12 protein-coding genes and 1 other RNA gene are annotated in these 12,605 nt (G+C 69.8%); 2 read left to right on the plus strand and 11 right to left on the minus strand.

What is annotated here, in order from left to right; genetic code table 11:
* The first annotated feature begins 461 nt into the window (after positions 1-461).
* The gene (locus tag KUM44_RS40410) at positions 462-1,244 is read left to right on the plus strand and encodes a DUF899 family protein (protein ID WP_217214751.1); all 783 of its coding nucleotides are present in this window, start codon (positions 462-464) and stop codon (positions 1,242-1,244) included.
* Positions 1,245-1,320: 76 nt separating this feature from the next.
* Here KUM44_RS40410 and dacB read toward each other — a convergent pair whose 3' ends face one another.
* From dacB to ftsE, 9 genes are all read right to left on the minus strand, one after another.
* Entirely contained in the window at positions 1,321-2,913 is a 1,593-nt protein-coding gene (gene dacB, locus KUM44_RS40415) for a D-alanyl-D-alanine carboxypeptidase/D-alanyl-D-alanine-endopeptidase (protein WP_217214752.1), read from the minus strand.
* Between the two features lie 61 nt (positions 2,914-2,974).
* The gene (locus tag KUM44_RS40420; protein ID WP_217214753.1) at positions 2,975-3,961 is read right to left on the minus strand and encodes a PHB depolymerase family esterase; all 987 of its coding nucleotides are present in this window, start codon (positions 3,959-3,961) and stop codon (positions 2,975-2,977) included.
* A 77-nt stretch (positions 3,962-4,038) separates the two neighbouring features.
* Positions 4,039-4,602, minus strand: coding sequence for a hypothetical protein (locus KUM44_RS40425; RefSeq protein ID WP_217214754.1), 564 nt, complete (start codon positions 4,600-4,602; stop codon positions 4,039-4,041).
* A 13-nt stretch (positions 4,603-4,615) separates the two neighbouring features.
* The gene (locus tag KUM44_RS40430; RefSeq protein WP_217214755.1) at positions 4,616-5,701 is read right to left on the minus strand and encodes a DUF4232 domain-containing protein; all 1,086 of its coding nucleotides are present in this window, start codon (positions 5,699-5,701) and stop codon (positions 4,616-4,618) included.
* Between the two features lie 151 nt (positions 5,702-5,852).
* Positions 5,853-6,239: a transfer-messenger RNA gene (ssrA, locus tag KUM44_RS40435) on the minus strand.
* A 116-nt stretch (positions 6,240-6,355) separates the two neighbouring features.
* The gene (gene smpB / locus KUM44_RS40440) at positions 6,356-6,898 is read right to left on the minus strand and encodes an SsrA-binding protein SmpB (protein ID WP_254390820.1); all 543 of its coding nucleotides are present in this window, start codon (positions 6,896-6,898) and stop codon (positions 6,356-6,358) included.
* Between the two features lie 109 nt (positions 6,899-7,007).
* A complete protein-coding gene (locus tag KUM44_RS40445; protein ID WP_217214756.1) occupies positions 7,008-8,171 on the minus strand; it encodes a S41 family peptidase in 1,164 nt (387 codons plus the stop codon).
* 68 nt (positions 8,172-8,239) lie between these two features.
* Entirely contained in the window at positions 8,240-9,157 is a 918-nt protein-coding gene (gene ftsX, locus KUM44_RS40450) for a permease-like cell division protein FtsX (protein ID WP_217214757.1), read from the minus strand.
* A gap of 37 nt (positions 9,158-9,194) precedes the next feature.
* The gene (gene ftsE / locus KUM44_RS40455) at positions 9,195-9,884 is read right to left on the minus strand and encodes a cell division ATP-binding protein FtsE (protein ID WP_030051349.1); all 690 of its coding nucleotides are present in this window, start codon (positions 9,882-9,884) and stop codon (positions 9,195-9,197) included.
* A 331-nt stretch (positions 9,885-10,215) separates the two neighbouring features.
* Here ftsE and KUM44_RS40460 point away from each other — a divergent pair, with 331 nt between their 5' ends.
* Positions 10,216-10,407, plus strand: coding sequence for a hypothetical protein (locus tag KUM44_RS40460; RefSeq protein ID WP_217214758.1), 192 nt, complete (start codon positions 10,216-10,218; stop codon positions 10,405-10,407).
* Between the two features lie 100 nt (positions 10,408-10,507).
* On the opposite strand, the gene KUM44_RS40465 is transcribed toward KUM44_RS40460, so the two are convergent.
* On the minus strand, positions 10,508-11,143 hold the full coding sequence (locus KUM44_RS40465; protein WP_217214759.1) for a hypothetical protein: 636 nt from the start codon (positions 11,141-11,143) through the stop codon (positions 10,508-10,510).
* Between the two features lie 293 nt (positions 11,144-11,436).
* The gene (gene prfB / locus KUM44_RS40470) at positions 11,437-12,543 is read right to left on the minus strand and encodes a peptide chain release factor 2 (protein ID WP_062721009.1); all 1,107 of its coding nucleotides are present in this window, start codon (positions 12,541-12,543) and stop codon (positions 11,437-11,439) included.
* Positions 12,544-12,605 lie beyond the last annotated feature (62 nt).

Below are 12,605 nucleotides of genomic sequence, written 5' to 3' on the forward strand. Positions count from 1 at the left end.
GACCACCGCCACAGGCAGCCACGCAAAAGGGCACAGACCGCCGCCACGGGCAGTCACGCAAAAGGGCACAGACCGCCGCCACGGGCAGTCGCGCAAAAGGGCACGGATCGGCGCCGCGGGCTTCGCGTAAGCAGGGCACGGATCGGCGCCGCGGGCAGCCACCCAAGAGCACACAAACCACCGCCACAGGCAGCCACGCAAAAGGGCACGGGTCGGCGCCGCGGGCTTCGCGTAAGCAGGGCACGGATCGGCGCCGCGGGCAGTCACGCAAGAGCACACAAACCGCCGCCACAGGCAGCCACCCAAGAACACACAGACCATCGCCACAGGCAGTCACGCAAAAGGGCACGGGTGAGGGCGCGGTGTCGCGATGAGTTCTGGGCAGGACGGGAGTCTGTCGTGGTGACCGGCGTAGGACGGCTACGACGGTCACCACGACACGACACGCCACGGAGGACGCCATGACGACCACGCCGGACGAACCGAACACCGAGCTGGCCGGCCGCCCGCCCGTCGTCGACCTGGCCACCTGGCAGGCCGCCCGGGACGAGCTGCTGGTCCGCGAGAAGGCGCACACCCGCGAGGGCGACGCCATCGCCGCGGCCCGCCGGCGGCTGCCGATGGTGGAGTTCGACGGGACCGTCGAGGTCGTCGGGCCCGACGGGCCGGTGCGGTTCCTGGACCTGTTCGATGGGCGCGACGAGCTCGTGGTCTACAAGCACATGTGGTACGACGGCGCACCGCACCAGGGGCAGTGCGAGGGCTGCACCACCACGGCCTGGCATCTGAAGGACGCCCTCTACCTCAACGCCCGCGGTGTGTCGTTCGCCGTCCTGACCACGGGCCGCTGGGACGAGGTGGCCGCCTACGTGGAGTTCATGGGTTACACCCAGCCCTGGTACTCGGTGCGCGGCGTGGACGGGCCGGTCGGCGGCGACATGGGGTACCTCACCAGCTACCTGCGCGACGGTGACCGCGTCTTCCTCACCTACTCCACGACGGGCCGCGGCAACGAGCGGGTCAACGGCTCCCTCGGCCTGCTCGACATGACGCCCTACGGCCGCGGCGAGGCCTGGGAGGACAACCCCGAGGGCCGGCCCAAGGGTGGCGACGCGTGCTGGTCCTGGCGCACGGACGCGGACGGAAACGCCACCTGGGGCCCGACCAGCCGCCCCGTACCCCAGTGGACCCGCCCCGGCGCGACCCCCGTGGACACCCTCGGCCGACAGGGCCACCACCACTGACGCGCTTTCACCTGCGGCGCCCCCGCCTCGAGATCGACGACGGGGGTGGAGCCACCGCGCGCCGGCCCACGGGAACTCAGCACGAGAGCGGCTTGCGCCACGAGCACTCGACGTCGGCCTTCGCCTCGCTCCTGAGCGTGGCGGCCGGCGTCGCGGCCTCGGCGGTCGAGCGCGCCAGCGTCACCACGATGGCGTCCTCCAGGGGCTTCACGGACGAGGCCAGATAGTTGTTCAGGACGATGCCGTAGACGAGTTCCCGCCCGTCAGCGCCGGTGACGTACCCGGACAGACCCGACGCGCCCGTCAACGACCCTGTCTTGGCACGGGCGTTGAGCGCGGCAGGCGTCCCGCACATCCGTGAGCGCAGGGTGCCGCCGACGAACCGGTCGGGGTCGCAGGCGACGGGCAGCGAGCGGTGCCAGTCGGCGTACCAGGGCTCGGCGCGCACGGCGAGGAGCAGTTCGACGAGCTGCCCGGCGGGGAAGTTGTCCATCCGCGAGAGCCCCGACCCGTCGACCTGCCGCACCTTCCCGGCGTCGACGCCGACGCCCTTGAGGTACCCGCTGATCGCCGCGAGCCCGGCGCTCCAGCTCCCCTGCCGCGACGCCTCGTACCCCATGGCCTTCGTGAGGATCTCGGCGTGCATGTTGTTGGACAGTTTCATGAACGGGATGAGCAGTTCCCTCAGGGGCATGGACCGATGGGAGGCCAGCTCCACAGCCGTACCGGGCGTCTGCCGCCCCAGCCGGGTGGGGCCGCTCACTCTGACCCCGTGCTCCGCGAGCGCGTCCCGGAAGACGGCGGCGGCGTATCCGGTGGGCTCCCACACGGTGGCCCACTCCTTGGCACCTGCCCCGCCGACCGGGGTCGTCCCGCTGACCACGATCGTGTTCGTGCCGTGCTCCCGCTCGACGGTGAGATCGTTCGCCCCGCCGGCGGCGACGGTCGTGGCCCGTACGTCGATGTCGACGTAGTCGGTGTCGGGGGTGACGGACACGACCGGCTCGTCACCGGCCGCCTTCCCCGGCGCGACCGTGACGATCACGGTCCCGGTGTCGTAGTCGGTGTCCGGCGCCACGCTCAACGCGCTGATCTGCGCGGAGTAGTAGGAGGACTCGTCGTCGGCGGCCCAGGACCGCCCGAGCCGTACGTCGTCGAACCGGGTGTCGTCGGCGAGCAGCCGCCCGTCCACGCGGGTGATCCCCGCCGCGGCGATGCGCGCGGCCAGTTCGTCGTAGTCGTCGGCGAGCAGGGTCGGGTCGCCGGTGCCGCGCAGATACAGGTCGCCGCGCAGCACGGAGCCGTGCCGCCGTCCGGTGGCCAGCACATCGGTGGTGAACCGGTACTCCGGCCCGAGGATCTCCATGGCCGCCGCCGAGGTGGCGAGCTTGGTGTTGGAGGCGGGCATCAGCCTGGTGGACGGCAGGTGCTGGTAGAGGAGTTCACCGGTGCCGGCGTCCGCGATCACCACGCTCGCCACACCGCCCTCCATCCGCGCATCGCCCAGGATGGTGTCGACGGCCTCCGGCAGGCCGGTACGGTCAGCGTCCGCACCGGCCTGCGCGCCGGGCCCCAGAACAGCGGCGACGAGCGCCACGACTGCGGGCCAAATCCACGTTCTTCCCCGGGAGTTGAAACCTCTCCCGGACGTTCTCACGGGTTCGCTCATGCTTCAGCAGCATCCCGGACAACCGCCCCCCGCAACAGAGCGCCTCGCTCCCGCGGCCGGCTCAGCCCAGCCCCCAGGCCCGCCCCATCCGGTACGCGCCGCACAGGTTCACGTCCAGGACATACGCCCCCGCGCTTCCGCACTGCTCGCTCCCGCTCCCCGGATCGACGGGCTGCCCGTGCCCCATGCCGGTGACGCCGTACGTCTCCACGACCGCACGCCCGCCCGCGTCCCGGAAGACCTGGTGCGGATACCCGGCGACGGTGTCGCCGACGTCGGCGGCCTGATCGGCCCCGTGCACCTCGGTCCACTGCTTCATCAGGTCGGTCATGTTGACGGGCTTCACGGTGTAGTCGGCCGTGCCCTGGAAGGCGACGAGCGTGGGCCAGGGGCCGGCGTACCCGGGCCGGGCGGCGCGCACCCGGTCGCCCCACTGCCTCGGGGTCTGCGTAGCCCCGGCGTACATGCACACCCACGGCGACCCGGCGGCCTGCGCACATCCGTACGGCAGCCCGGCGACGATCCCGCCCGACGCGAACTTCTCCGGGTACGCCGCCATCATCACGGCTGTCATCCCGCCCCCGGCGGACAGCCCGGTGACATGAACCCGCGACCCGTCCCCGGAGGTGTCGGCGAGCTGCCGGTCGACCATCTGCGCGACGGACGCGGCCTCGCCCTGGCCGCGCGCGATGTCGCCGTTCTGGAACCAGTTGAAGCAGGACGAGGCGTTGTTGGCGGTCTGCTGCTGCGGCAGGACGACGGAGAAGCCCCAGCGGTCGGCGAGCTGGAGCCATCCGCTGCCGGTGCCGTATCCGGAGGCGTTCTGGGTGCACCCGTGCAGCGCGACGACCACGGGCCGGCCGGCGGGCAGCCCGTCGGGGACGTACCGGAACATGCGCAGGGCACCGGGGTTGGAGCCGAACCCGGTCACCTCCTGAAGGGAGGCGGCCGTGGCGCGGCCCGGCGAGAGGAAGGCGGCGATCAGGGCGACGACGAGAAGAGTCGCCCCCAGGAGGATGCGACGGCTTGCGGCTCTGGTCTGTGTCATGCGGAGGGACCGTAGAAGCACGAACGACCCGTCGATATGGAGTCGGACACCACAACGGACGTGTCCGCCATGGTGGTTCACCCGGTAAGCGACCCGTCCTTACGGAACTGCCGCACGAACGTCCTGGGGTCCCGCAGGACCTCCCACAGCCCGGCCCCGAGCAGCAGCAGGCTGCTGACGAAGCACACCCAGAACACGAACTGGGCGCCCGGCGCGAGGTTGTCGGTGCCGCCACCCTCGTGGAGGCAGTACGCCTGCGGGGGAAACGCCTTGGAGACGCCGACGCCGCCGTAGTACATCGAGCACGGGTCCTCGCCGGGGTCCTTGGCCGTGTCGTCCGCCGTGACCACCATCAGCCAGGCCAGCGCCGCCACCGGGACCGTGACGAACACCGACATCTTCGCCCAGAGCGGCAGCCGCGGATGGCCGAGGAGCCCGATCAGCGCGATCACCACGACGACGAACACCGCGCCGACGGCCACGGCGGCGGAGGTCATCCCGAGCACCACGTCCATCAGCCAGACCACTCCCACCACGGGAGGCGCGGTGAGGACGACGACCTTGACGCCGGGCGCGATCCTCGGGTGCGCGAGCAGACCCAGCGCGACCGCGCACCCGAGGGCGAACAGGAAACCGGTCACCGGGGGCCGCGGTTCAGGGGGCCGGGAAGGTCGGCGGGACGAGGGACGGGGGCGGTGGCGGTGGCGCCGGTCGCTCGGTGGGGCTGCCGGCCGCTCGGGACGTCTCGTCCTTCTGCCATGGCCCGACGCCGAGCCGCCCCGTCGTCCCGAGGTCCAGCTCCGGCTGCACGATCACGGGATCGGCACCGGACTTCGCCCGCACCCGGACGTACGGCACGTTCACCGCATCGCCGAACCCGGTGGTGTTCCGCCACGCCAGCGTCGACCGGGCGGCCTCACCCGGCCGCAGGGCCACGAGCCGCGGGCTGCCGCCCCCGCCGACGGCTGTACTGATCTGCCCGGTCCCCTGGAGGATCCGCACACTGTCCACGGAGTCGTGGCGCTCGTCGAGGAGTTCCAGCTCCGGGTAGCCGTTGAGCTCGTAGGTCTTGGTGCCGCAGTTGACGAGATGCAGTCCTATGACGCGCAGCCCCATCGCGGCGTCCCCCTGGTCCGCGTAGACGTGCAGCCCGGACGCGGGGCACGGTCCCGAGGCGGACGTCGCCTCGTCGGCGGGAACGCCGCGCACCTTGAGCACGTCGATGCCCGAGACGTCGGGCGCGTGCGTGACCGACTGCCTCATGGCGACGGCTCCCTTGACGGTCCGCCCCGGTCCGACGGCCTGGACGGTCTGCTCGACGTTGTCGACCGCGCCGCCGGACGGCGAGAGAAAGGAGAAGGTCACCGTGTAAGTGACCGTCTTCGTCCCGGAGTTGGTGATCTCGAACGCGGCCGAGTAGTCGGCCTCGCAGCCGCTCCCCACAGCCCAGGCGTACAGGCCGGTGACCTGCACGCCGTCCTCGTCCGGCCCGGTGGGAGAGGGCAGGGGCAGCGGCGTCGGCGTACCGGACGGGGTGACGGACGGATCGTCCCCGGCGGACGGCGGCAGGCTGCCGTACTGGGAGTAGCCCGACGGGCACAGCGCGGCGGCGTCGGCCGACACCCCGGCGCCGCGCGCCCGTGTCGTGTCATCGCCCTGCGTGGCGCTCTGGGAACCACAGGCGGCGAGCAGCAGGACACCGGCCAAGGCGGCGGGAACGGTGCGCGAGGCGGTAGGCATCCGCCCACCTCACCAGTGCGCGAACCCGCAGGCCGTGACGGAAGCCACAGCTCCGGTCACAGCGCTGTCACAGATCATGGCAAAGGCCCCGCTGCCCGAAGGTAGCGGGGCCTTTGCCCACATGGGTTAGGAAGGTTCGAAAACCTCCCGATCGTGGAGATGGCGGGAATCGAACCCGCGTCCACCGGTGCTAAATCAGGGCTTCTCCGTGTGCAGTTCGCTGCGATTTTCTCGGCCCCGGCGATCACGCGAACAAGTCGCCGACGGGCCCAGTCACTGTTTGGTTTCCCATCCGACCCCGTGACCGGGCCGGATGGTTTAGTTCCCTAGATTATGCCAGGGTCCGGGTCGGGAACATCCCCGGTCTGACACCCGTAAGGGCCTTCACTCACTGCTTATCAGGCAGCGAGGGCGAAGGCGCGGGAATCGCTCTTGGAATTGGCGATTATTGGTTGCGACATATGGTTTACGAGATCATTGCCGCTTCCTCGACACGCTTCCCCTGCTTCAACAGCCGCTGTCGAAACCGATCATCCCCATGTTGTTTTTTCAATCCTCCGGAGACCGGAGGGGCGCGCACCCTCTGTGAGGTGCAGTGCCATCGTACGTGACCAACGCACGACGATGCCACCGTATTCCCGGCCGGTCCGCGGACTACGCGCCCCGCTGCTTCCGCTTCGCCGCGGCGATGGCCCGGTCCGACTCCCGCCGGTCCTGCTTCTCCCGCAGGGTCTGCCGCTTGTCGTACTCCTTCTTGCCCCGCGCGAGAGCGATCTCGGCCTTCGCCCGGCCGTCCTTGAAGTACAGGGCGAGGGGCACGATCGTGTGACCCGTCTCCTGGGCCTTGGCCTCCAGCTTGTCGATCTCCTCGCGGTGCAGCAGGAGCTTGCGCTTGCGGCGCGCGGAGTGGTTGGTCCAGCTGCCCTGGTGGTACTCCGGGATGTGGGCGTTGTGCAGCCACGCCTCGCCCCGGTCGATCTGGACGAAGCCGTCGGTCAGCGACGTCCGGCCCTCGCGCAGCGACTTGACCTCGGTGCCCATGAGCACCAGACCGGCCTCATAGGTGTCGATGATCGCGTAGTCGTGCCGGGCCTTCTTGTTCTGGGCGACGATCTTGCGCTTGCCGCCCTTCTCGCCGTCCCTGGCCTTCGCGGCCGCTCCGCCCTGCTTGGGCTGGGACTCCTTCGGTACGTACATTCCCTTGCTCATAGTGCCGTCCATTTTCGCACCAGGGAGGGGGTGCGCGGAAAGCCGATTTACGAGCCGCTACCAGTCGCCACGAATCGCTACGAATCGCTACGAGACTCTATGAGTCGCCGAGGCCGCTGAGGACCGTCTCGGCCCGCTCCAGGACGCCGCGGTCGGCCTCCAGGTCGGGGGTGATCCCCCGACCGTCGACGGCACGGCCGGAGGGGGTGCGGTAGTGCCCGACGGTCAGCTCGGCGACGGAGCCGTCGGGGAGGCGGCTCGGCATCTGGACCGAGCCCTTGCCGAAGGTGCGGGTGCCGACGACGACCGCGCGGCCGCGGTCCTGGAGGGCGCCGGTGAGCAGCTCGGCCGCGCTCATCGTGCCGCCGTCGACGAGCGCGACCAGAGGTCTGCCGGTGTCGCCGGCCGGGTCGGCGTGCAGGGCGCGCTGGTCGCCGTCGACGTCGTAGGTGGCGACCAGGCCGCCGTCGAGGAAGGCGGAGGCGGCGGTGACGGCCTCGGTGACCAGGCCTCCGGAGTTGCCGCGCAGGTCCAGTACGACACCGGCGGCGGCGGGGGCCTGCCGCACGGCCTCGCGGACCGCGTCGCCGGAGCCCTTGGTGAAGGAGGAGATCCGGATGACGGTGATACCGCCGGCGAGTTCTGAGACGGTGACCGAGTCGGTGGACAGCCGGGCGCGGCGCAGCGTGAGGTCCCACGCGCGCGTGCCCCGCTCCAGGCCCACCTTCACCGGCGTCCCGGCGGGCGCGTCCTTCGCGTCGCCCCGCAGTAAGGAGACGACCTCGGTGACGGGACGCCCGTCGACCGTCCTGCCGTCGACGCTGCGCAACAGGTCGCCGGAGCGGATCCCGGCGGTGGCCGCGGGCGACCCGGCCCGGACCTTCGTCACCTCGATACGGCCGTCCCGCTCACGCCGGGCCCACAGCCCGACGCCGGTGTACTGGCCGTCGAGGGCCTCCTCGAACTCCTCGTACTCGCCCTCGGAGTAGACGGCGCCCCAGCGGTCCCCGCTGCGGCTGACCGCGCGTTCGGCGGCCTCCACGGGGGACTTGCCCGCCGCCATGGCCTCGGCGGCCGCCTCGGCGACGTCCACGTGCCGGCCCGCGGGGGCGGCCGAACCGGCCGCGTCGGCCGAGGATTTCCGGTCACCGGGCAGGGAGCCGGTCGCCGCACCGGCGACGAGCACGCTCGCGAACACCAATGTCAGGGCGGCCCCGCGGCCGAAGCGGCGGGGCTGACAGAACAGGTCACGACCTGACATGCCGGTGAGTCTAGGACAACGCGAAGGGGCCGTACGGTCCGTTGCCCGTACGGCCCCCTTGGCGTTGGTCACACCTTCAGATACTTGCGCAGCGCGAAGAACGCCGCCAACGCGGGCATCAGCAGGCTCGTCGCGAGGATGAGCGGCAGCTTGGTCAACACCGCTTCCCAGCCGATGAAGTTGACCAAGGTCAGCTGGTCGGCCAGGGCGAGCCCGTGGTCGATGAGGAAGTACCGCGCGATGACCAGGAACGCACAGGCGACCGTCCCGCCGATGAGCCCGGCGACCGCGGCCTCCATGATGAACGGCGCCTGGATGTAGAAGCCCGAGGCGCCGACCAGACGCATGATCCCGGTCTCCCGCCGACGGCTGAACGCCGAGACACGCACCGTGTTGACGATCAGCATCAGCGCGACGACGAGCATCAGCGCCATCACCGCGCGCGCCGCCCAGTTCATGCCGTTGAGCAGCTTGAAGAGGTTGTCCAGGATGCCCTTCTGGTCCTGCACGGACTGCACGCCGTCACGCCCGTTGAAGGCGGTCGCGACGACCTGGTACTTCTCGGGGTCCTTCAGCTTGATCCGGTACGACTCCTGAAGCTGGTCCGGCGTGAGCGAGGCGGCCAGCGGGGAGTCGCCGAACTGCTCCTTGTAGTGCTTGTACGCCTGGTCCTGCGACTCGTACGTCACCTTGTCGACGACCGTCATCTTGTCCAGGTCGGCGAGGATCTGCTTCTTCTGGTCGTCGGTGACCGCGCCCTTGGCGCAGTTGGGGTCGGACTCGGCGTCGGCCTTGTTGCACAGGAAGACCGAGACGTTGACCTTGTCGTACCAGTAGCCCTTCATGGTGTTGACCTGGTCGCTCATCAGGAGCGACCCGCCGAACAGGGCGAGCGACAGGGCGACGGAGACGACGACGGCGAACGTCATCGTCAGATTGCGGCGGAGACCGACACCGATCTCGGAGAGTACGAACTGGGCGCGCATGGCGGCTTCTTCAGGCCTTTCCGGACTTCTACGGGGGTCAGTGCTGGTAGCCGTAGACGCCGCGCGCCTGGTCGCGGACGAGGCGGCCCTTCTCCAGCTCGATGACGCGCTTGCGCATCTGGTCCACGATGTTCTGATCGTGCGTGGCCATCACGACCGTCGTACCGGTCCGGTTGATCCGGTCGAGCAGCTTCATGATGCCGACGGAGGTCTGCGGGTCGAGGTTGCCCGTGGGCTCGTCCGCGATCAGCAGCTTGGGCCGGTTGACGAACGCGCGCGCGATCGCCACTCGCTGCTGCTCACCGCCGGACAGCTCACCGGGCATCCGGTCCTCCTTGCCGCCGAGACCGACGAGGTCGAGCACCTGCGGGACGGACTTGCGGATCTCGCCGCGGGACTTGCCGATGACCTCCTGCGCGAAGGCCACGTTCTCGGCGACCGTCTTGTTCGGCAGCAGCCGGAAGTCCTGGAACACCGTCCCCAGCTGGCGCCGCATCTGCGGCACCTTCCAGTTGGACAGGCGCGCGAGGTCCTTGCCCAGAACGTGCACCTGCCCGTGACTGCACCGCTCCTCGCGGAGGATCAGCCGCAGGAAGGTGGACTTTCCGGAGCCCGAGGACCCCACGAGGAACACGAACTCGCCCTTCTCCACTTCCAGGGACACATCCCTGAGTGCGGGGCGGTTCTGCTTGGGGTAGACCTTGGAGACGTTGTCGAATCGGATCACGGATGCACCACGGGTCGCCGGGGGTAGATGGGGGGACCATACGCGAACCGGGGGCAGGGGTGCAGTCGCCGGGAGGGTTGCGCGCCCCTTGTGCACTTATGTACGGGGTTCGCTCTTTGACGGACGGCGAGGGCGCGGGGCTGTATCGATCTGCGGCTCCGCCGCGTGGGCGCGACCAGCCCCATACGACCCGCAGCCGCGAGACAATGGCAACCACCCCCTCCCAGAGCGCCCGAGCCCTTTCTGGAGGAACCTGGCACAGTAGAGGAGGGGAACATTCTCGGGGCCGTATCCGTTGATCCCGTTGAACCCCCGGAGGGAAGGGTGGCGCATGACGTACGACCGGCTGGTGTGCGCGAACTGTGCCGCACCCGTGAACGAAGGCCGCTGCCCCGTGTGCCGGGCGAACCGAGAGCGGCTCCAGCAGGAGAACCCGTTCGCGGGCCTGAACCCGATGACGCTGATCGCCCTGCTGGCGGTGCTGATCGCGGCGGTGGCTCTGCTGGCGCACCAGACCGCATAGGCGGACCTCAGGCGGACATGACGAGGGGCCCGGAGCGAGCGCGCTCCGGGCCCCTCGGCCGTTACGGCGTGAATCACGCGGCGTGGACGACCGGCTACCGTCAGGCAGCCGCACCGCCACGGCCGCTCACGAGGCGCGGCAGGATGCGGAAGCCGATACCGCCGGCGATCATCGTGGCGGCGCCGACCAGCAGGAACGTGGTCTGAGCGGCACCGGTCTCGGCGAGCTCGTCACCGCCGCCCTGGGGCGTGCCGGCACCCGTGCCGGTACCGGTGGTCTCCGTGCCGGTGTCCGTCAGGGAGGAGGAGCCCTCCTCCTGCGGGGACGTGCCACCGTCGGGGTCGGTGTTGTCGTTACCGCCGCCGTTGTTGCCGTTCCCGTTGCCGTTGCCGTTACCCGGGTCGCTCGGGCCCTCGGTGGGCTGGCCGGGATCGGTCGGCTCCAGCGTCGGCTCCGTCGGGTCGACCGTGGGCTCGTCGGTCGGAAGGCCCGGGTCCGTCGGAAGACCCGGGTCCGTCGGGAGGTCGGTCGGGACCGGCGGGTCCGTCGGAACAGGCGGGTCCGTGGGAGCCGGCGGCTCGGTCGGGTCCTCGCCCAGGCACAGGATGCCGATGATGCAGCCCTCGCCCGGCTCCTCCGCGGCAGATGCGGCACCCGCAGCGGTCAGCGAGGCGCCAGCCGCGATCACCGTGCCGGCCGCGAGGCGCGCGATACGGATCCGCGTCTTCTTCGTCATGTGGTTGCTACCCCCAGTAGCTGAATCGTCAGTGAGGCGGCGCTCGGGGGCCGTGATCGACGGAGGTAGTACTGAACTCAAGCCCCCCGGTTCACATGCGCCCCAGAGATACGCATGCCACGCTTTACCCTTCCCATTTTTCAAAGACACGTCAAGGCCGTTTACCAGCGCAATGTCCAAGTACGGGAGCTATGCCAGGGGTTGGAGCCTGTGAGTGTGATGTAAAACCCAGACATGCAGGCACAGAAAAGGCAACTGCCGCCGAGATGGCGGCAGTTGCCTTGTCGATAAAGTTACTTCTCCTGCTGCTTGCGCCAGCGAATTCCGGCTTCGAGGAACCCGTCGATCTCACCGTTGAACACGGCCTCGGGGTTGCCGACTTCGAACTCGGTGCGCAGGTCCTTGACCATCTGGTACGGGTGCACCACGTACGACCGCATCTGGTTGCCCCAGGAGTTGCCGCCGTCGCCCTTGAGTGCGTTCATCTTCTCCTGCTCCTCCTGGCGGCGCCGCTCGAGCAGCTTGGCCTGGAGGACGTTCATCGCGGTCGCCTTGTTCTGGATCTGCGACCGCTCGTTCTGGCAGGAGACGACGATGCCGGTGGGGAGGTGGGTGAGGCGCACCGCGGAGTCGGTGGTGTTCACGCCCTGGCCGCCGGGGCCGGACGACCGGTACACGTCCACCCGCAGCTCGGACTCGTCGATCTCGATGTGGTCGGTCTGCTCGACCACGGGGAGGATCTCGACGCCCGCGAAGGAGGTCTGGCGCCGCCCTTGGTTGTCGAAGGGCGAGATGCGGACGAGCCGGTGGGTGCCCTGCTCCACGGAGAGGGTGCCGTAGGCGTACGGCGCCTGGACGGCGAAGGTGGTCGACTTGATGCCGGCCTCTTCGGCGTACGACGTCTCGTAGATCTCGGTCTTGTAGCCCTTCTGCTCCGCCCAGCGCAGGTACATGCGCTGGAGCTTCTCGGCGAAGTCGGCGGCGTCGACGCCACCGGCCTCGGCACGGATGTTGACGAGCGCCTCACGGGCGTCGTACTCACCGCTGAGAAGCGTCCGGACCTCCATCTCGTCCAGCGCCTTGCGGACGGCGGCCAGCTCGGACTCGGCCTCGGCACGGGTGTCCGGGTCGTCCTCCTCCTCGGCCATCTCGAAGAGAACGCCGAGGTCGTCGATACGACCGCGGAGGGCCTCGGCCTTCCTCACCTCCGCCTGGAGGTGGGAGAGCTTGCTGGTGATCTTCTGCGCCTCGTCCGGGTTGTCCCACAGGGACGGCGCGGCTGCCTGCTCCTCGAGCACGGCGATGTCTGCCCTCAGCTTGTCGAGGTCCAGAACGGCCTCGATCGACTCCATGGTCGAGGAGAGGGACTTGAGCTCTTCGGATACATCGACGACTGCCACGCCTCCAGCGTAACGGCTCCGCCAAGCGCCGGGCCCCGCTGCCCTGGGCCCGAGACACACCG

This window comes from Streptomyces sp. AC550_RSS872, from assembly GCF_019049285.1.
Classification (GTDB): domain Bacteria; phylum Actinomycetota; class Actinomycetes; order Streptomycetales; family Streptomycetaceae; genus Streptomyces.

What these genes read in the sequence shown, in the direction of transcription:
- KUM44_RS40445 (WP_217214756.1), bottom strand. Translation starts at nt 8,171, where the DNA reads ATGTCAGGTCGTGACCTGTTCTGTCAGCCCCGCCGCTTCGGCCGCGGG.
- KUM44_RS40465 (WP_217214759.1), bottom strand. Translation starts at nt 11,143, where the DNA reads ATGACGAAGAAGACGCGGATCCGTATCGCGCGCCTCGCGGCCGGCACG.
- dacB (WP_217214752.1), bottom strand. Translation starts at nt 2,913, where the DNA reads ATGAGCGAACCCGTGAGAACGTCCGGGAGAGGTTTCAACTCCCGGGGA.
- KUM44_RS40460 (WP_217214758.1), top strand. Translation starts at nt 10,216, where the DNA reads ATGACGTACGACCGGCTGGTGTGCGCGAACTGTGCCGCACCCGTGAAC.
- KUM44_RS40430 (WP_217214755.1), bottom strand. Translation starts at nt 5,701, where the DNA reads ATGCCTACCGCCTCGCGCACCGTTCCCGCCGCCTTGGCCGGTGTCCTG.
- KUM44_RS40410 (WP_217214751.1), top strand. Translation starts at nt 462, where the DNA reads ATGACGACCACGCCGGACGAACCGAACACCGAGCTGGCCGGCCGCCCG.
- KUM44_RS40420 (WP_217214753.1), bottom strand. Translation starts at nt 3,961, where the DNA reads ATGACACAGACCAGAGCCGCAAGCCGTCGCATCCTCCTGGGGGCGACT.
- smpB (WP_254390820.1), bottom strand. Translation starts at nt 6,898, where the DNA reads ATGTACGTACCGAAGGAGTCCCAGCCCAAGCAGGGCGGAGCGGCCGCG.
- ftsX (WP_217214757.1), bottom strand. Translation starts at nt 9,157, where the DNA reads ATGCGCGCCCAGTTCGTACTCTCCGAGATCGGTGTCGGTCTCCGCCGC.